The following is a 17,217-nucleotide window of genomic DNA, read 5'->3' as shown; positions in this document are numbered from 1 at the left end:
GTGCCCCCGCTCGGTCCCAACCGGTTTCTGCTCTGGCTGGTAATCAGCCAGCCCCGGCGGGTCCTGCTCGGGGCGACCCTGGGCAGCCTGTGGATGGTGGCGCTCACCGTGCCGCCCTATCTGCTGTCGCGCGCCATCGACGACGGTCTGGCGGACAACGACCCGGCCACGTTATCCGTGTGGGTCGCAGCGTTATTCGGCAGTGCGGTGGTGAACGCGGCGCTGAGCATCGCCCGGCACCGGACCATGTCGAAGATCCGGATGGAGGCGTCGTTCCAGACCGTGTCGGCCACGGTCGAGCATTGCGTCCGGCTCGGAGCCGGCCTTTCGCGCCGGATCGACGCGGGTGAGATCGTGGCGATCGGCAGCGGTGACGTGCAGGTGATCGCGCAGTCGCTGACGGTCACGGGGCCCGGCATCGGTGCCGCGATCGGATACGTCGTCGTCGCGGTCGTCATGTTCGCCATCTCGCCGCTGCTCGCGGTGGTGGTGCTGGCGGGCGTGCCAGTCCTGGCGCTGGTCGTGGGCCCGCTGCTGCGTCGCATCGAGCGGGCCGGGGCCGGGCACCGCGAGCAGCAGGGCACACTGACCACCCGGCTCGTCGATGTGTTCAACGGTCTCCAGGTGCTGAACGGCCTCGGCGGCAAATCCGTGTATGCCGCTCGCTACCAGCATGATTCGCAGGCCCTCGTCGCGCAGGGATACCGGGTCGGCGTCGCCACGAGCTGGGTGGACGCGCTCGCGACCGGGTTGCCCGCGGCCTTTCTCGCGGTCGTCATCTGGTTGAGCGCGCGGATGGCGGCCGAGGGTTCGATCACTGTCGGCGATCTGGTCGCCGTGTACGGGTACACCGCGATGCTGGTCATTCCGGTGTCGATATTCATCGAGTTCGCGGGAGATATCGCCCGCGCCAGGGTTGCCGCCCGGCGAGTCACGCGGTTGCTGTCGATCCCGCCGGCGAAGTCCGTCGGCTCCGGCCTGGCCGATGCGCCGCCTACGGCGTCGATGCTGCGCGATCCGGCCTCCGGCGTCGAGGTGCGGCCCGGGGTGTCGACCGCGCTGGCCGGCGATCGTCCGGCCGAGAGCGCGGCGATCATCGATCGGCTCGGCGGGTTCACCGCGTCGGACGTCACGTGGGGTGATGTTCGCCTCGACGTCGTCGCCCGCGATCAGCTCAGACGTCGAATCCTGGTCGCGGACAACGACGCCTATCTGTTCACCGGCAGCGTCCGGGACGTCATCGCCGGGCGGCACGAGCCCGACGATCCTCGGATACGTGACGCCTTGCACGTCGCGGTCGCGACGGACGTGGTCGACGCGCTGCCCGATGGGCTCGCCTCGACGATCGATCCGCGCGGCCAGAACCTGTCCGGCGGGCAACGCCAACGGCTCCGGCTGGCCCGGGCCGTCTACGCGGATCCCGAGGTACTGCTGGCGGTGGAACCGACGTCGGCCGTGGACGCGCACACCGAGGCGGCGATCGCGACCCGGCTGTGTGCGGCACGCCGCGGCCGGACAACGGTGGTCACCACTACGTCCCCGCTCGTCCTCGACCACGTGGACACCGTGATCTACCTGGTCGACGGCGTTGTCGCGGCGACCGGCACCCACCACGAGCTGCTGCGGAGCCGGCCCGGCTATCGCGCGCTCGTCTCGCGCGGCACCGACGAGGGAGCACGCCGATGACCACCCCGCTGCCGGTGGCCGGCGCCGCGCAGATCCGCCGTGCCGCGGCGAACGAGATCCGCATGGACCCAACGGCATTCACCGCGATCCTGGTGCTCAACGCGCTCGCGGTGGCCGCCGGTCTGGCCGGCCCGTGGTTGCTCGGCAAGATCGTGGATGCCGTCGGCAAGTCGCCGGGGCACCCGGTGGCCGGCACCGTGGACCGCTTGGCGCTGGCCATCCTCGCCTGCACGATCGCGCAGATCGTGCTCACCCGGTACGCGCGATACGTCGGTTACCGATTCGGTGCGCGGGCCGCGGCGCGCATTCGCGAACGTTTCCTCGGTCGCGTACTCGCGTTGCCCGCCGCGGTCGTGGAGCGGGTCTCCGGCGGTGACCTGATCGCGCGGGGCACCACCGACGCGCCGACCATCGCGGCGATACTCCGGACCGCCGCGCCGGACGTCTTCGCCGCCGCCATCCAGGGCGCGTTCATCATCGGCGCGGTGCTGATTCTGCATCCGGTTCTCGGTGTGTCGAGCCTCAGCTGTCTGCTCGTCAGCACCGTCATCCTGCGGTGGTATCTGCGCAGATCCCGGGCCGCCTACCTCGGAGAAGCGGCCGCCGGTTCGCAGCTCGCCGAACTCATCGCGACCAGCGCCGCCGGAGCACGGACGATCGAGGCGCTCGGCCTGGCCGAACGGCACCGTGCGGCAACCACTTCCGCGATCGCCACGGCGCGCGGTGCGCGATTGGCGACCCTGCGGCTGCGCACGGTGCTGTTTCCGGCCCTGGATGTCTCCGCTGTGCTTCCGCTCGTCGCGGTGCTGCTGATCGGCGGGGTACTGCACAGTCGAGGGGCGGTCAGCCTCGGCACCGTCGTCGCGGCCGCGCTGTATCTGCGGCAGCTGGTCGATCCGCTGGACACGGTCATGCGATGGGTGGACGGCGTGCAGACGGCCGTAGCGTCCTACGCGCGAGTGGAAGGCCTGGCCGCCGCGCCGACAGCCCCGCCGGCGGCCTCGGCGGAACCCGCGGACAACCGGATCCACCTGTCCGACGTGCGGTACGCGTACGACCGCGGCGATGTGCTGCACGGCGTCGATCTCGATATCCGGCCGGGCGAACGGCTCGCTGTCGTCGGCACCTCCGGCGCGGGCAAGTCCACGCTCGCCAGGCTGCTGGCCGGCATCGATGGGCCGCGGACCGGGTCGGTACACCTTGGTGGCGTGCCGATTTCGGAGCTGGACGCGGACCGCCTGCGCCACCACGTTGTCCTGGTCACGCAGGAACAGCACGTATTCGACGACACCGTCCGCGGAAACCTGCTCATCGCCAGGCCCGGCGCGACCGACGCTCAGTTGCGCGCCGCGCTCGCCGCGGTGGGTGCCGGCTGGATCGAGGAGCTGCCGAACGGTCTCGACCACGTACTGGACCACCACCTCGACGGCGCACAGGCCCAACAGCTTTCACTGGCGCGCGTGGTCCTCGCCGACCCGCACACGGTCGTGCTCGACGAGGCCACCGCGCGGATGGACCCGACGGCGGCGCGCGATACCGAGCGAGCGCTGGGCGTCGTCCTCGACGGACGCACGGTGATCGCGATCGCGCACCGGCTCCAGACGGCACACGACGCGGATCGGGTCGCGGTGCTGGACGCGGGCCGGATCATCGAACTCGGCACCCATGACGACCTGGTCGCGCGCGACGGCGCCTATGCGGCGCTCTGGCGTTCGTGGCACGGATAGATTCGAAACGTGCTGCCGCTCAGCGGTTTCCTTCCACCGGCGCATCGAGGTGCTTGGCCAGCCAGGCCAGCGACATCGGGTAGCGGTAGTCGATTCCGCCGTGTCCGTCGTCGAACAGTTCGAAGTTGATGACCCCCGCGGCGACGCCGACGTCGAGCAGCGCCTGCTGGAACGCCTCGCCGCCGATGTCCAGGTACCACTCGTCCCTGGTGCCGCCGTCGATCCAGATCGCTCGCATCGAGCGCATCGCCTCGGCGTGCACGGACACCATGCGGACCGGGTCCCAGTCCAGCCAGCGTTGCCACACCTCGGGTTTCAGCACTCCGGTGCGGGTGTCGAAGGGCAGTTCGGGGCGGCCGTCCGCGGCCGGGGAGAAGCAGGCCGCGACCGCGTAGAGCGAGATGAGGTCCATGTCTTCGGGTTTGGTGAACGCCACCCGGTTCCGGAACTCGGTCCACCAGCGTTCGATATCGCCGTCGTAGGCGCGCAGGTGCCGCACGGCGACCGGGAATTCGGGCAGGTAGCTGTACTCGTAGAGGGCATCTCCCGCGTGGGTTGCCAAGGCGCCGAACAGGTCTGGACGCAGCATCGGCGTGATCATGGCGCCGAACCCACCACTGCTCTTGCCCATGACGGCGCGGTGGTCGCGGTCGGCGACCGTGCGGTAGTGCGCGTCCACCCAGGGGATGATCTCGTTGCAGAGGTAGGAATGGTAGGGACCGGTGCCGCGCGAGTCGACGAATTGGCTACCGCCGTAGGCGGTCCAGGCATCGACGTAGACGACGATCGCCGGTGGCGCCTCGCCCGCCGCGAACACCGCGTCGGCGGCCTCCGGGAACGGAACCCGGAACGCCGACCGGTTTCGCCACATCGTGACATGCCCGGTGTAGCCCTGGATCACGTAGATCGAGGGATACCGCCGGTCGCCGTCGTCGTCGTAACCCGGTGGCACGTATACCCATAGCGGGCGTTCGTGCGGGTCGTGCAACGGATTGCCGCGAAGCAGCGTGCTGTCGAAGACGTGTTCGTCGAGCCGTCCGGCAAGCTCGGCAGACCAGGGCAACATTCGTCCTACGTTAGTCGCGAGCGGCGCCGGGCAACGGCATTCCGCGGCAACGTGGATACTCGCTCATGTGCGCGTAGAGATCTGTGTCGAGTCGGTCGGTGGGGTTCGGGTCGCGGAGGAGGCAGGGGCGGATCGGATCGAGTTGTGCGGCGGCCTGTCCGACGGAGGGCTGACGCCGAGTGTCGCACTGATCGAGCGGGCGGTGGCGTTGACTGCGAAAACCCAAGTGCACGTGCTGATCCGGCCGCGCGCCGGGGACTTTCGGTACTCGGCCGATGAGGTTTCGGTCATGGTTCGCGATATCGAGGCGGCGCGTGCGGCGGGTGCGGATGGGGTCGTGGTCGGCGCGCTCGATGCCGCGGGGGCGCTCGATCCGGTCAATGCGGCGTTCCTGGAAGCGGCGCAGGGCCTGGCGGTCACGCTGCATCGGGCGATAGATGTCAGTGCGTCCGCGCAACGGACGCTGGATCGAGCGATCGCGTTCGGGTTCGCGCGCGTGCTGACCTCGGGTCGGCAGCGCTCGGCGTTGGAAGGCGCGACGGTGATCAGGGACCTGGTGCGGCAGGCGGCCGGGTCGATCGAGGTGATGGCGGGCGGGGGCATCTGGCCGTCGAACGTCGGCGAGGTGATCGACGCGACCGGAGTTTCCGCGGTGCACGCCGCGGTCCGCACGCCGGTGTCCGGAGCCGCGGATCTGTTCGCGGGAATCGGTGTCCCGCAGGGCTTCGACCGTTTCGACACCGATCCCGAAGCGGCCGTCGCGCTGTGCGAACTGGTCCGCGGCCGGAGCTGATCGGTACGGGTCCGGCGGCCGGGGTGACCGCCGGACCGCTGACTCAGCGGGACGCTTCGATCAGACGCTGCCGCAGCCAGGTCAGCGGGGTGGCCCCGCCGCCGACCGGGTAACCGGGGTAGCTCTGGTGAATGCCGGACTTCAGGAAATCGTCGACCTGACGCTTGCGCTCCTCGTAGGCCGAGTTGTTGAGCTGGTCGGCGAGCAGGCCGAGCCCGCCGGCGGCCAGCGCGTCGGCGATGAGCGAATTGGCCTGCTGCTGGTAGCTGCCGAACAGCGCCGGGTTCGGGTTCGACATCTGGGCGAACAGGCCGGCGAACCGCGCGGCGAAGTCGCCGTCCGGGGTCGCGCAGTACAGATCGCCCGCGGCGCAGAACGTGTAGGTCTGCGGGCTGAGCCAGCCGAAGCCGCCGATGCGCGGGCCACCCGCGCCCGCCCCCGCGACCGGCGGGCCGATCAGGGTGTCGGTCGGCGAGCGGCGCGGATCGGAGATGAGCCCGACCAGGGCGACCCGGTTCGGCGACACCACGCCGAGCCCGGTGCCGATCTCGGCGGCGAGGTCACCGGCGGCGTCGGCGCCCTGGCTGTAACCCAGCAGCGCGAATCGGGTGGTGTCGCAGCGCTGCGCCATGGTGGAGATCAAGCCGCGCGCATGGTCGATGGCCTCGCCCTTGGACCGGCCGTAGACGTCGCCCTCCCAGGGGAACGCCGTCGCCGGGTAGACGACGTAGTCGGTCCGGACATTGCCCGGCAAGTTGTCGGCGACCCCGGCGAGCATCCCCTTGCCCGGATCGGAGTTGGAGGTCTCCCAGGTGCCGGGCACCGCGACCACATACATTTCGGGGCAGTCCTGCGGGGCGGCCTGCGCGGTCGACGCGACCCCGACCGGTAGGGCGGCCGTGACCATCGCTGCCGCGCATGCGGCGGTGTTCTTCCATCGCGATAACATCGTGTACTCCGTGTTCACTGCCGGGCCTGGGCCCGGTCGGCGATGGCGCTCGGTGTCCGTTTGAGCGCCGATGACTGTCTTTTCTTCAGGTGGATATTTTCGTGGTGCCGTCGGGAACGTCCCCGCAGATGGGAACAGTGTCCCCAGAAAGTCCGCCCAGCGCCAGCGGTTCCGACAGTACGCGAGGTGTATTCGTGCCAACGACCAGATTTCGGCGCCGCCGCGCAGCATAGGCACGACCTAGCGGAGCGATGTGCCGACGCTGTGCAGATGTTGCACCGCTTGGGAATACGACTCGAACAACCCGGTCTGGCGATACGGCACGCCGATCTCGGCGCAGAACTCCCGCACGATCGGTTGCGCCCGGCGCAGATTGGACCGCGGCATCGACGGGAACAGATGATGCTCGATCTGATAGTTCAGACCACCGAGCGCGGTATCGACCAGCAGACTGCCGCGCACGTTGCGCGAGGTGAGCACCTGCCTGCGCAGGAAGTCGGTGGCGTCGTCCTCGGCCAGCACCGCCATCCCCTTGTGGTTCGGCGCGAACGTGCACCCCATGTAGAACCCGAACAGCCCCTGCTGAACCAGGATGAACACCACCGCTTTACCCGGCGAGAGCACCAGGAACACCGCGGCGAGGTATCCGGCGAAGTGCGCGCCGAGCAGCACACCCTCCCAGAACCGGTTGGGGATCGGCCATTTGAACACCGCCCGCACACTGGCGAAATGCAAACTGCCCGCCTCCAGCAGCAGCATCGGGAAGAACAGCCAGCCCTGGTGCCGGAAGATGAAGCGCCGGAACCCCTTACCGGTCCGGGCCCGGTCGTCGGAGTGGGCCAGAATGCCCATGATGTCGGGATCGGCGCCCTCGGTGTTCGGATGCGCGTGATGCCGATTGTGATTGCTGGTCCACCATCCGATGCTCAGCCCGATCGCGAGATTGCCCGCGAGCACCCCGTACAGGTAGTCGGCCCGCCGGGTGCCGAAGATCTGCCGATGCCCCGCGTCGTGCCCGAGGAAGGCGAACTGGGCGAACACCGCGGCCAGGAACGCCGCGACGAGCAACTGCCACCACGAGTCGCCGAGCAGGAAGAACGCCGCCCAACCCGCGACGAACGCGCCGAGCACGATCGCCGTCTTCCCGACGTAGTACCGCCATTGCCGGTCCAGCAGTCCCGCGGCCCGCACCCGGCGCAACAGCACCGCGTACTCACTGCCTCGTTTCAGCGGCCGGGTCGTCGCCGATCGCGCGACGCTCTGTTCGGCCGGAACCACGTCCAGCACGTCCGCGACCGGGCTCGCCGTCGCGGTGCGGCCCGGCGCCGCCGAGCCGGTGGATCTTCCTGTTGCCACGGGCGCCTACGCATCCTGCTAGCAGTGGTGTTCTGACGGCTCCAACTGTCGCCTGCCGTGCCGCGGCCGATGACGGCGGGTAGCGGAATAGCGGAAGTCGGCGCCGGGCGGCGTGCCCGCCGCACTCCAGCATCGTGCGGCAAGGCCACGATCAGGTGAACACGTGTCCGGATCGGCGACACATCTGTATGACAATTCCGCCCGGGGGTGGCGAAGCCGCGTCAGCAACTCCGGCTCATGACGTCCTGCCTGCCGTGCCCGCGCCTGCTGTTCGCCGCCGCGCGGACCGCGACCGACACCGCGAACGCGGTCTGCCGGATCTGCTTGCCGGCCCGGTCCACATCCAGGCTCGACGCCGCGTCGCCGATGGCCACCGCCGCGATCGGCCTGCGCCGGTGCCCGTCCAGCACCGGGCAGGCGACGCAGCGCACGCCGCGCACGAATTCCCCGTCGTTGACCGCGATTCCGAGGTCGCGCGCCGCCTGTAGTTGCGCGCTCAGTTCGTCGATATCGGTGATCGACCGCGGCGTGACCGGATTCAGCGCACCGGGGCGGGTCAGCTCCAACGGACGGTCCGGCGCGTAGGCCAGCAGGACCTTGCCGATCGCCGTGCAGTGCGCGGGCGCGAAGGAGCGCCCGTAGGACGGCGTCCGCGCCGCCAGATGCCCGTAGATCCGTTCGAGGTAGCGCACCTCCGAGCCGGCCAGCACGCCGAGGGAAACCATCGCCCCGGTCCGCACGTGCAGATCGACCAGGAACGGCACGGCCGAGGCGCGCAGCAGCTCGTGGTCCTCCGGCAGCGCCGCGATGTGCACCAGCCGAGGTCCGACGACGTACCCGTCGTCCTGCCGCTCGACCAGGCCGCTCGCGCTCAGAATCCGAAGCATCCGCCACACCGTGGTCTTCGGTATTCCGGCCCATCGAGCGATATTCGACAGCGCTACCGGGGTGGCCTGATCCCCCAGCAGATCCAGCACCCGCGCCGCCCGGCTCACCAGATTGTCGGCCTCCGGCGAGTCAGACATCGAACCGGATCTCGGCTCGGCGAACTGCCGTGCCCGGCGGCCGCGCACGATAATTGCGCATACCGCCGAGCAGGATTTGTGACCGCGATGGAATCAACATCCGCAACTCCCCTGATGAAAGGCCTGTTCCCGAGCCCGCAAATCCGGACTTTACGTGACGGACCACACAAAACGGCACTTCCGAAGGGGTTTGCACGTACACCGTGCAAAGCGCTGAACCGCAGCTACACAACCGATGTCGTACCTCGATTTTAGTGCGACAGCGTTAATTCGGCCGCATCGCCGATTTCCCGGCAATTCACGAACAGCGAGCCGAATTCCGTTCGCCCGGCCGATGTTCCATGGTTCGGAACGGCCGCTTCGATGCTTCCGGCGACCTCCCTAAGGTCGCGGAGTAGTCGGTTCTTCCCGACCTTCTCGACCAATGCAAGTCAGGTGATAACGGTGTCACAGATGATCGAAATCGTCCTGGTCGGTGGACCTTCCGGCGAGCCGGAACTCTGGCAGATCGACGAAACCCAGGTATCCGCACCGGTCAAGGTACCCCGCCTCAGTGGCTACGAACACTTCGATCCGACCGGCTACAACGTCGAACTCGGCGGCAATTACTTCCCGGTCTTCCTCTGGTCGTTCCGCACCAGGGCGGCCGAGTGAGCGGCCGCCCGCACCGGTCCGACGTCTGCACCTGGGGCCGGTGGGCGCGCAGCTCGATGGCGGCTACCGTTCGAATCATGCCGGATCTACCGATTCCTGACCCACCGCTCAGCGATAACGTTGTCGCGCTGCGCCTTTGGCGCACGACCGACCTGCATCAACGACTGGCCGGATACGCCGATCCGGAGTTCCGCCGATTCTCGCTGCTGTCCGCCGCACCGGTCACCGAGGCGCGCGTGCGTGAGCACTTCGAGCAGGAGACGCGCGACCGGGAGCACGGCCGCAAGCTCAGCCTCGCCATCGTCGACGCCGCCGATCCGCGGCACGTCTGGGGCGGCTGCTCGGTCTACGACATCGACCTCGACCAGCAACGCGCGGGCGTCGGCTATTGGCTCGCGCCGCCGGCCCGCGGCCGCGGCGCGGCCACCAGAACCGTTCGCCTGCTGGCGAACTGGGCCTTCGAGGCGCTCGGCATCGCCCGCCTGGAGCTGACCTGCTCGCCGGACAACCTCGCCTCCCAGCGCGTCGCCGAGCGGGCCGGGTTCGTCCGCGAGGGCGTCCTGCGCTCCCATATGCGGGCACAGGACGAGCGCCGCGACTCCGTGCTGTTCAGTCTGCTACCCGGCGACCTCCGTGAACCGGATCAGCGCGGCCGCCCCCGGACAGAATGAAGGTTCCGCCTGCGGACAGGCGGAACCTTCGGTTCGATCGGGTCAGCGATACAGCCAGACGCCGCCACCGCCGAGGGCGATGACGCGATCGAGCTGGTGCGGAACACCGTTGTCGTCATTCTGCGTGCAGTCGTACGGGAACAGCGAATAGTGCCCGTCCCCGCCGCTGCACATGATCGGGCGGCTGGTGCCGTACGGACTGATCACGATCCGCGACGACAGGCGCAGGTTGTTCTGCGACATGAATTCACCGGACCAGTCGTGCCGGTTGGCAAGCGTGGCGTCGGCGTCGGGGTCAGCGGAGGCGATCGGAGCAGCGAACAGCAGAGCAGCGGCACCGATACCTACGCACGCGAGTACTCGTTTCATGCCCTGACTATCGGTGATACCGGCGGACTATTACAACCGGCCGGTATCACCCGCCCACATCGGCGTGCCGGGCGCCGATCAGGCGGTCTTCGCCGCCGCGGTTTCGATGAGGTCGGCCACCGCCTGCGGCTGCGACAGCGCGATGGCATGGCTGCCCGTGTGCTCGACGACCGTGGCCTTGGCCCGGGCGGCCATCTCGCGCTGTCCGGCGGGCGGGATCATCTTGTCGTCGGTGGCCACCAGCGTCCAGCTCGGCAGGGTCTGCCAGGCCGGTTCGGCGGACGGTTCGGTGAACGAGGCCACCGCGATGGGCCGCTGCCCGGCCGCCAGGACCGCCGAGTCGGTGGCGGGCAGATCCTGGGCGAAGAACTCGCCGAACTTGTCCTGCGCGATGACCAGTTCGGGCGCGCTGCCCTTGCCGTCGGGCAGCGGGTACTCGCGCGGCGCCGCGATCTTGCCGGCCGGTCCGCCGAACCGCCCGTCCAGTTCGCCGAGGCTTTCGCCCTTGGCCGGGGCGAACGCGGCGATATACACCAGTCCGGCGGCCTTGGGCGAGCCGGTCGCGGCATTGGTGATGACCGCGCCGCCGTAGGAGTGGCCGACCACGATGGTCTTGCCCGGCATGCCGTCCAGCACGCCGCGGACGTAAGCGGCGTCGTAGGTCAGGCCGCGCAGCGGAACCGCGGCGGTGGTCACGCGGTAGCCGTCACGCTGAAGCTTCTCGGCCACCTTGCTCCAGCTCGAGCCGTCGGCGAACGCGCCGTGCACGAGCAGCACCGACGGCTTCTCGAACGACTGGTCGGCAACCGGGCTGTGCTCGGCCGCGGCCGAGCACGCGGTCCCGGCCATGCTCAGGGCAACCGCCACGCCGATCAGCATGGTGCGAGCGCGCTTGGTCCTCATTGTCGATGTGCCTCTCGTGGTGCATCCGGTAGTCAGGCCGCGCGTGCCGGTCATGTTCGATTCCGTTGGCGCGACCTGGAATTCGTCGAAACTCGCGAGTGCCGCGCAGGTGCCCGGCTCTCGGCACAGAGGATGCGGGCGGTGCCTCGAGGTCCGCTGAACGATTTCCGAACGCGCAGCTCAACGGCGATCCCGGTGGCGGCGTACGTTCCGTAAGGCACACAGCACCCCTCTTCGCCGATGCCGAGCCGTGCGGGACCTACGGATTGTGGAATCGGATCTCCGGGAAGGCGGGTACCGGGTTGTCCAGCAACGGTTCATCGATGCCCCGCAGGTGCCGGTCGAAGAACGCGGCCACCACGGCACGCGTGAGTTCGACTGCACGGCCACCGGCCAGGGCGGTTTGGCCAGGCAAGCCGGTCTGCTCGACCAGCGCGCCGGTATCGATAAACGAATCATGGTCCGCGCCGGCGATGGTCAGCCACCGCTTCCAGCCGTGCAGCCGGGGCCAGGCCTCGTCCCACGACGGATCGCCGCCGGGACTGGTCTCGCCGTCGGCGCCCAGCATCAGGAAGGGACGTTCGCCCAGGCCCGCTGCCGGCACGACGCCGGGGAAGGACCCGTCCATGTCCACGCCGGCACGCACCCGCGCGTCGACCGCCATGGTGGCGGCGGCACTGGCACCGCCGATCGAGTGACCCGCCATGCCGATTCGTTGCGTATCGATGAGCCCTGCGTGCGGCCAGACCGGCGTCGGTCCGGTGAGGCGGTCGAGCAGGAAGGCGACGTCGCGCGCTCTGGTGTCGGCCACGAGCTTCAGCGAAATGGCATCGGTCACCTGCGCACACGCCACGCACGGGGATATCCGGCCGCCGGGAAACTCGGTCCCGAACGTCTCACCGGCGTGGTCGACGGAGGCGACCACATATCCGCGGCTCGCGAGCTCCTCACTCAGCGCGGTGAGCGTGAACCGCGGCGCGGTGAACCCGGGCGACAACACCACCATCGGGTAGGAGCCCGCGACCGGCGCGGCATCCACTACGGCGTTGGTCCCCGCCTGGCTCAGCAATTCCGCGGGCACACCCGCCATCCCACCGCCGTCGAGCAGGAGCCGGCTTTCCTGAGCTGTCGCGTACGGCGCGGGGGAACCGCCGGGCTGCGCCGGGTAGTACATGCTGACCATCAGTTCGCGGGACGGTGCGGACGTCCACGGGTCCTGCCGCGCCGGGTCGACGAGGTGCAGCACATTCCGTCCGACCGCGAAAGACCCGGTGGGCGTGGGCACATGGACGACCGCGGCCACGGCCGAGCCGGACGACGCCTGCGGCGCCTCGGTCTCGGCCGCGGCGGCGACGCCGGCCACGGGCAGTACCAGCGCGAGCATGATCGCGGCGAAGATGCGCACCTTCCGAACTCCTCTTCCGTCGACGCACCCGCCGACGTCCGCCGCGGGTGTTCATCGCCCATGCTGCGTGGCCATCGACAAAGCGAGCCCAGGCCGATGACAAAGGCACGTAAGAACCGGTAGGCGGAGGTGACACCGTCCCCGCGGGAACTCAGCTCGGGTACACGTAGTGGATCGGCCCGTAACGTCCGGTCTGGGCCGAACCGGCCCACGGCACGTCGAGCGGAGCGCGGTTCAGCTTGTGCGGATTGCCGTCGAGGTCGGCTTGCCAGCAATCCTGCTGGACGCCATGGAAGCTGGTGCACACGATGCGGGTGCTGGTGCCGAACGGGGAGCTCAATCGATGACGCTCGGAGAACGGATTCCAGTAGTCGGGATCGCTCGGGACGGCGAAGTCCTTTGTCTCGTATACCGAGAGCCCGCCATTGTTCGACGGCCATTCGTCCGCTGCGGCGGTGCCGGTCCCCAGCATCAGTGCGGCGCCGGTCACCGCGAGCAAGGCGGCGCCGTGGGCGAGGCGTTCGGAGTTGGTGGTCATCCCTTGTGCTCCTTCCGATTCGACGTGCGTATCTAGCGTGCTGTGCAATGTTACGCGTCGTGAAAGGTTGCAGCTCAAGCCATTCGGAGGCGCCGCGATCACCGGCCGGGCAGCACGATCGGCTTGATCGAACCGGGGTCGGCGCGTCCGCTGGTCAGCGCGTCCGCCACCTGCTCGAGGCCGAACCGGCCGGTCACCAGTCTATCGAGATCGACGTGTCCGCCGGCCGCCAGCGCGATCGCAGCCGGCCAGGTGCCGGCGTAACGGAAGGTCCCGGTCAGCTCCAGCTCGTGTTCTTGCAGGTAGGGCAAGGGCAGCGGCACGTCGTCGCCGCCCATGCCGATGAGCACGACCCGTCCGGCCCTGGCCACGGTCCGCACCGCGGCCCCGATCGCCGCCGGATGGCCGGAGCACTCCAGCAGGACATTCGGTTCGAACCCGGTGTCGCCGAGTTCGGTGACGCCGACGTCCACGGCGCGTGTGCAACCCAGTTCGGTGGCGAGCGTCAGCCGGCGCGGATTCACGTCGGTGATCACCACTTCGGCCGCCCCGAACGCCGATGCCGTTTGCGCGCAGACGAGTCCGATCGGTCCGGCGCCGTTCACCAGCACGCGATCGCCCGCGCTCACCCGCGCCTTCCGGCACGCCCACACCCCGACCGAGAGCGGCTCGAGCAGCGCGGCCGCCTCGTCGGACAGCGAATCCGGCACCGGGTGCGCGAATTCCTCGTGCAGCACCACGTATTCGCAGAACGCGCCGTCGATCGGCGGGGTGCCGAAGAACCGTATGCCCGGGCACAGGTTGTAGCGCCCGGCCCGGCACTGCGCGCAGGTGAAGTCCGGCACGCCCGGCTCGAGCGAAACCCGTTGCCCGACAGCATGCCGTCGTGCGTTCGCACCGAGCCCGGCCACCACGCCGGAGGCTTCGTGACCGAGCACCAACGGCTGCTCGACCACGTGCCCGCCGATCCGGCCGTGCTCGTAGTAGTGCACGTCCGACCCGCACACACCGACCGCGGTGACCTCGATCAGCACCTCGGCCGGGCCCGGTTCGGGGACCAGGCGTTCCACGATCGCGATCTTCCCGATCGTCTCCAAGACCGCTGCGCGCATGTCACTGCCTTTCGGAGCCGGGCTCGGCGGCGCCGGGTATATCGATCAGATCACCGGATACCGCTCGCGCGCAGCCGAACGCGCCGGTTCAGCGTCGTGGCCGGCGCACCAGCCGCCGCAGCAGGGCACGGAGCCCGCGCGTCTCCGGTGCTGCCGGAGCAGTGGTTTCGACGGCCTGCTCCGCCGCCGTGGCCTGGGCGAAGCGCACGTGTAGTTGTTCGCGAACCTGATCCGGGGTGTATGCGCGACGACGACGCTCGGCCCGCACGACCACCACGCCGGTGGCGACCACACCGGCCGCACCCGCCAATCCCACTGCCTTCCACCACCTCATACCGCATAGGCTACGGCCATGACGGGGACGAGCATCAATCTCGACCGAGCGCTCGAGCTCACGAGAACCGGTGACATCTGGCTGTTCCGCGGCCATTCGGCGGCCGACCGGGCGATTCGGATGACCACGAACAGTCCGGTGAATCATGTCGGCATGTCGGTGGTGATCGACGATATGCCCGCGCTGATCTGGCACGCCGAGCTCGGCCACTCACTGACCGACATGTGGTCGGGCACCACGCACCGCGGCGTCCAGCTGCACAACCTGCGCGACGCCGTGCTCGTGTGGGCCCACCGCTACGGTCAGCGGGCCTGGTTACGGCAGTTGAACCGGCCGGCCACCCGGGAGATGGAGGACAACCTGCTGCGCACGATCGCCCGGCTCGACGGAACCCCGTTCCCGTCCACCGCCGGTCTGGCCGGACGCTGGCTGCGCGGACGGGTGAGCCTGCCGCGCAAGTCCCGCCAGCCCTCCGCCCGGGAGCTGGAGAAGGCGTACTGTGCCGAAATCGTGGCCGCGACCTACCAGTCGATGGGCCTGCTGCCGAAAGACCGCAGCCCCAATTGGTATGACCCGGGCCGATTTTGGAGTGGCGACCGACTGCGGCTGTCCAACGGTTTCGAACTCGGTGACGAAATCGCCGTCGAGACACCGCCGAAGCCGAACTGATCAGTTGCCGCCCGGCACCACGATGCCGGTTTCATAAGCGAGCACGACCAATTGGGCGCGGTCTCGGACCTCGAGTTTGGTGAGCAGCCGCCCGACGTGGGTCTTGACCGTCGCGACACTCACGAACAGCGTCTCGGCGATCTCGGCGTTGGATCGCCCGGAGGCGATGTGCTCGAAGACTTCTCGTTCGCGATCGGTCAGCGCGGCCAGCGCGCCCGGCGGCGAGGCCGGCGCCGCCGGTTGGCGGGCGAACGCGCTGATCATCCGGCGGGTGATGCTCGGCGTCAGGAGTGCGTCCCCGTTGGCGACGACGCGGATCGCGTGCAGCAGTTGCTCGGGCGGCGAGTCCTTGAGGATGAAGCCGCTCGCCCCGCTGCGCAGCGCCTGGAAGACGTGCTCGTCCTGGTCGAAGGTGGTCACTATCAACACATGTGGGCCGTCCGCGCCCCCGGCCGCGATGTGCCGCATCGCCTCGAGGCCGTCCATGATCGGCATCCGGATGTCCATCAGCACCACGTCGGGTCGCAGTTGACGGGTGAGTCGCACCGCTTCGCCGCCGTTGCCCGCCTCGCCGAGGACGGTGAGATCCGGTGCGGAGTCGACGAGTACGCGGAACCCGGCCCGGACGAGCGCTTCGTCGTCGGCGATGAGTACCCGGATCGGACCCGGATCGCCTGTGGTGGCGGCACTTTCAGTGGACATCGGCATCCTTGTCGATCGGGAAGTACGCGGTGACCGCGAAGCCACCGGCGGCGCGCGGGCCGGCTTCGAAACGCCCGCCGAACAACGACACTCGCTCCCGCATCCCGACCAGGCCGAGGCCGGAACCGCTGCTGTCCGGCTCCACCGTGTCGGCCACCGGGCCATCGTCCTCGACGAACACCGTCAGTTCGTGCGGCGCGTACCGGATCTCGACCCGCGCGCGGTCGGTATGCGCGTGCTTGACCACGTTGGTGAGCGCCTCCTGCACGATGCGATAGACCGTGGTCTGCAACAGCGCGGGATGGTCGACCGGTTCGCCGGTGACCTGATACTCCACCACCAGCCCGTCGTGCCGCAGCCCGTCGACCAGGGTGGCGATCTCGGCGAGCCCGGGGTCGCCCGGTTCGAGTTCCGGCCCGGGTTCGCGGGTCTGCGCCAGCACGCGCCGCAGTTCGTTCAGCGCCGACCTGCTCGCCGTCTCGATCGCGCCCAGCGCCTGACGGGCCTCCCCCGGCTGCTCGTCGAGCAGCATCCGGGCCACTCCGGAACGGACCGCGACCATGCTCAACGTGTGCGAGATCAAGTCGTGCACGTCGCGCGACACCCGCAAGCGTTCCTCGGCGCGGATCCGGCGCTCCTCCGCGGCGGCCCAATGCCGTTGCTGCGCGGCGAGACTGTTCCGATAGTCGCGCCGGGTCCGCAGCATGTCGCCGATCAGCCAGGCCGGGACCGCGATCAGCAGCTGCACGAAGTCCTGTTCCTGATCCGGATGCAGGTCCGTGGCGACCCACCCGGTGATGTACAGCGCGAGCAGCGCCACGCCGGCGGCGAGTAGCGACTCGCGTCGCGTTCGCCGATCCGCCAGCGTGAGGACGGCGACGCCGAACTCCGGCCCGGTGTTGCTCACCCACGGGGTGAATCGAACGCCCAGCACCGCGGCCAGGCACAGCACCGCCGCCACCGCGACGAGCGCCGCGAGCGGCCACCGCCGGCGGAAGATCAGCGGAAGCACCGCTGCCGCACCGAATAGCGCGATGGCCGGCGACGAGCCGATCCCGCTGACCGTTCCCACCAGCAGCGGCAGGGTGAACACCGCGAAGCAGGCGACCGCGATCCCGACATCGATCGCGTCCGGCCCGGCATCGCCCGGCCGGTGCCGGAAGACCGGGAGTCGCTGGTGCCACGGTCGCGCGGTGTGCTCCGGCGGCAAGGTAGTAATCGCCATAACGCAGACGGTAATCGGCGTCATAGCGCTGAC

Annotated in this window: 18 protein-coding genes; 6 read left to right on the top strand and 12 right to left on the bottom strand. The window is 69.3% G+C overall.

Annotated features, from left to right (window positions below; translation table 11 throughout):
* Together ACFYO1_RS14515 and ACFYO1_RS14510 are read left to right on the top strand one after the other, a co-directional pair.
* Nucleotides 1-1,686 (top strand): ABC transporter ATP-binding protein, encoded by a 1,686-nt coding sequence (locus ACFYO1_RS14515; protein ID WP_387230644.1) that lies wholly within the window; start codon nt 1-3, stop codon nt 1,684-1,686.
* Nucleotides 1,683-3,413 (top strand): ABC transporter ATP-binding protein, encoded by a 1,731-nt coding sequence (locus tag ACFYO1_RS14510; RefSeq protein ID WP_387230642.1) that lies wholly within the window; start codon nt 1,683-1,685, stop codon nt 3,411-3,413. Before ACFYO1_RS14515 ends, ACFYO1_RS14510 begins: the two co-directional genes overlap by 4 nt.
* 19 nt (nt 3,414-3,432) lie before the next feature.
* On the opposite strand, the gene ACFYO1_RS14505 is transcribed toward ACFYO1_RS14510, so the two are convergent.
* A complete protein-coding gene (locus ACFYO1_RS14505) occupies nt 3,433-4,479 on the bottom strand; it encodes an alpha/beta hydrolase (protein ID WP_387230640.1) in 1,047 nt (348 codons plus the stop codon).
* A gap of 67 nt (nt 4,480-4,546) precedes the next feature.
* Here ACFYO1_RS14505 and ACFYO1_RS14500 point away from each other — a divergent pair, with 67 nt between their 5' ends.
* Nucleotides 4,547-5,272 carry a copper homeostasis protein CutC gene (locus ACFYO1_RS14500; protein WP_387230639.1) on the top strand — a complete coding sequence of 242 codons (726 nt, stop codon included), beginning with the start codon at nt 4,547-4,549 and terminating at the stop codon, nt 5,270-5,272.
* Nucleotides 5,273-5,315: 43 nt separating this feature from the next.
* On the opposite strand, the gene ACFYO1_RS14495 is transcribed toward ACFYO1_RS14500, so the two are convergent.
* From ACFYO1_RS14495 to ACFYO1_RS14485, 3 genes are all read right to left on the bottom strand, one after another.
* On the bottom strand, nt 5,316-6,221 hold the full coding sequence (locus ACFYO1_RS14495) for a cutinase family protein (RefSeq protein WP_387230637.1): 906 nt from the start codon (nt 6,219-6,221) through the stop codon (nt 5,316-5,318).
* A 240-nt stretch (nt 6,222-6,461) separates the two neighbouring features.
* Nucleotides 6,462-7,577 (bottom strand): fatty acid desaturase family protein, encoded by a 1,116-nt coding sequence (locus tag ACFYO1_RS14490; protein WP_387230636.1) that lies wholly within the window; start codon nt 7,575-7,577, stop codon nt 6,462-6,464.
* A gap of 221 nt (nt 7,578-7,798) precedes the next feature.
* Nucleotides 7,799-8,602, bottom strand: coding sequence for an IclR family transcriptional regulator (locus ACFYO1_RS14485; protein ID WP_387230634.1), 804 nt, complete (start codon nt 8,600-8,602; stop codon nt 7,799-7,801).
* Between the two features lie 453 nt (nt 8,603-9,055).
* Between ACFYO1_RS14485 and ACFYO1_RS14480 the strand changes: the two genes are divergently transcribed.
* Together ACFYO1_RS14480 and ACFYO1_RS14475 are read left to right on the top strand one after the other, a co-directional pair.
* On the top strand, nt 9,056-9,256 hold the full coding sequence (locus tag ACFYO1_RS14480; protein ID WP_387230632.1) for a DUF5988 family protein: 201 nt from the start codon (nt 9,056-9,058) through the stop codon (nt 9,254-9,256).
* Between the two features lie 77 nt (nt 9,257-9,333).
* Nucleotides 9,334-9,927 carry a GNAT family N-acetyltransferase gene (locus ACFYO1_RS14475; protein ID WP_387230630.1) on the top strand — a complete coding sequence of 198 codons (594 nt, stop codon included), beginning with the start codon at nt 9,334-9,336 and terminating at the stop codon, nt 9,925-9,927.
* Between the two features lie 42 nt (nt 9,928-9,969).
* On the opposite strand, the gene ACFYO1_RS14470 is transcribed toward ACFYO1_RS14475, so the two are convergent.
* The 6 genes from ACFYO1_RS14470 to ACFYO1_RS14445 form a co-directional block, all read right to left on the bottom strand.
* Nucleotides 9,970-10,296 carry a hypothetical protein gene (locus tag ACFYO1_RS14470; protein WP_150401296.1) on the bottom strand — a complete coding sequence of 109 codons (327 nt, stop codon included), beginning with the start codon at nt 10,294-10,296 and terminating at the stop codon, nt 9,970-9,972.
* A 78-nt stretch (nt 10,297-10,374) separates the two neighbouring features.
* Nucleotides 10,375-11,199, bottom strand: a complete 825-nt coding sequence (locus ACFYO1_RS14465; RefSeq protein WP_387230628.1) for an alpha/beta fold hydrolase — start codon at nt 11,197-11,199, stop codon at nt 10,375-10,377.
* 259 nt (nt 11,200-11,458) lie between these two features.
* The gene (locus tag ACFYO1_RS14460; RefSeq protein ID WP_387230626.1) at nt 11,459-12,604 is read right to left on the bottom strand and encodes an alpha/beta hydrolase family protein; all 1,146 of its coding nucleotides are present in this window, start codon (nt 12,602-12,604) and stop codon (nt 11,459-11,461) included.
* A gap of 151 nt (nt 12,605-12,755) precedes the next feature.
* Nucleotides 12,756-13,142, bottom strand: coding sequence for a hypothetical protein (locus tag ACFYO1_RS14455; protein ID WP_387230624.1), 387 nt, complete (start codon nt 13,140-13,142; stop codon nt 12,756-12,758).
* A gap of 98 nt (nt 13,143-13,240) precedes the next feature.
* Nucleotides 13,241-14,254, bottom strand: a complete 1,014-nt coding sequence (locus tag ACFYO1_RS14450; protein WP_387230622.1) for an NAD(P)-dependent alcohol dehydrogenase — start codon at nt 14,252-14,254, stop codon at nt 13,241-13,243.
* Nucleotides 14,255-14,342: 88 nt separating this feature from the next.
* On the bottom strand, nt 14,343-14,588 hold the full coding sequence (locus tag ACFYO1_RS14445) for a hypothetical protein (RefSeq protein ID WP_387230620.1): 246 nt from the start codon (nt 14,586-14,588) through the stop codon (nt 14,343-14,345).
* An 18-nt stretch (nt 14,589-14,606) separates the two neighbouring features.
* On the opposite strand from ACFYO1_RS14445, the gene ACFYO1_RS14440 reads away from it, so the two are divergent.
* Nucleotides 14,607-15,257 carry a hypothetical protein gene (locus ACFYO1_RS14440; RefSeq protein WP_387230618.1) on the top strand — a complete coding sequence of 217 codons (651 nt, stop codon included), beginning with the start codon at nt 14,607-14,609 and terminating at the stop codon, nt 15,255-15,257.
* Here the strand turns inward: ACFYO1_RS14440 and ACFYO1_RS14435 are convergent, their stop codons facing one another.
* Together ACFYO1_RS14435 and ACFYO1_RS14430 are read right to left on the bottom strand one after the other, a co-directional pair.
* Entirely contained in the window at nt 15,258-15,959 is a 702-nt protein-coding gene (locus ACFYO1_RS14435) for a response regulator (protein ID WP_387230616.1), read from the bottom strand.
* Complete coding sequence (locus ACFYO1_RS14430) at nt 15,949-17,184, bottom strand: sensor histidine kinase (RefSeq protein WP_387230614.1); 1,236 nt, start codon at nt 17,182-17,184, stop codon at nt 15,949-15,951. Before ACFYO1_RS14430 ends, ACFYO1_RS14435 begins: the two co-directional genes overlap by 11 nt.
* Between the last annotated feature and the right edge of the window lie 33 nt (nt 17,185-17,217).

It is taken from the genome of Nocardia sp. NPDC006044 (assembly GCF_042871115.1).
Taxonomy (GTDB): domain Bacteria; phylum Actinomycetota; class Actinomycetes; order Mycobacteriales; family Mycobacteriaceae; genus Nocardia.
Note: the sequence above shows the minus strand (reverse complement) of the source record. Positions and strands in the feature narration are given on the sequence as shown.

Excerpts from the sequence above, each read along its gene's own strand:
- ACFYO1_RS14435 (WP_387230616.1), bottom strand. The coding sequence starts at position 15,959 with ATGTCCACTGAAAGTGCCGCCACCACAGGCGATCCGGGTCCGATCCGG.
- ACFYO1_RS14455 (WP_387230624.1), bottom strand. The coding sequence starts at position 13,142 with ATGACCACCAACTCCGAACGCCTCGCCCACGGCGCCGCCTTGCTCGCG.
- ACFYO1_RS14505 (WP_387230640.1), bottom strand. The coding sequence starts at position 4,479 with ATGTTGCCCTGGTCTGCCGAGCTTGCCGGACGGCTCGACGAACACGTC.
- ACFYO1_RS14445 (WP_387230620.1), bottom strand. The coding sequence starts at position 14,588 with ATGAGGTGGTGGAAGGCAGTGGGATTGGCGGGTGCGGCCGGTGTGGTC.
- ACFYO1_RS14495 (WP_387230637.1), bottom strand. The coding sequence starts at position 6,221 with ATGTTATCGCGATGGAAGAACACCGCCGCATGCGCGGCAGCGATGGTC.
- ACFYO1_RS14465 (WP_387230628.1), bottom strand. The coding sequence starts at position 11,199 with ATGAGGACCAAGCGCGCTCGCACCATGCTGATCGGCGTGGCGGTTGCC.
- ACFYO1_RS14485 (WP_387230634.1), bottom strand. The coding sequence starts at position 8,602 with ATGTCTGACTCGCCGGAGGCCGACAATCTGGTGAGCCGGGCGGCGCGG.
- ACFYO1_RS14440 (WP_387230618.1), top strand. The coding sequence starts at position 14,607 with ATGACGGGGACGAGCATCAATCTCGACCGAGCGCTCGAGCTCACGAGA.
- ACFYO1_RS14510 (WP_387230642.1), top strand. The coding sequence starts at position 1,683 with ATGACCACCCCGCTGCCGGTGGCCGGCGCCGCGCAGATCCGCCGTGCC.
- ACFYO1_RS14480 (WP_387230632.1), top strand. The coding sequence starts at position 9,056 with ATGATCGAAATCGTCCTGGTCGGTGGACCTTCCGGCGAGCCGGAACTC.
- ACFYO1_RS14450 (WP_387230622.1), bottom strand. The coding sequence starts at position 14,254 with ATGCGCGCAGCGGTCTTGGAGACGATCGGGAAGATCGCGATCGTGGAA.
- ACFYO1_RS14475 (WP_387230630.1), top strand. The coding sequence starts at position 9,334 with ATGCCGGATCTACCGATTCCTGACCCACCGCTCAGCGATAACGTTGTC.
- ACFYO1_RS14430 (WP_387230614.1), bottom strand. The coding sequence starts at position 17,184 with ATGGCGATTACTACCTTGCCGCCGGAGCACACCGCGCGACCGTGGCAC.
- ACFYO1_RS14470 (WP_150401296.1), bottom strand. The coding sequence starts at position 10,296 with ATGAAACGAGTACTCGCGTGCGTAGGTATCGGTGCCGCTGCTCTGCTG.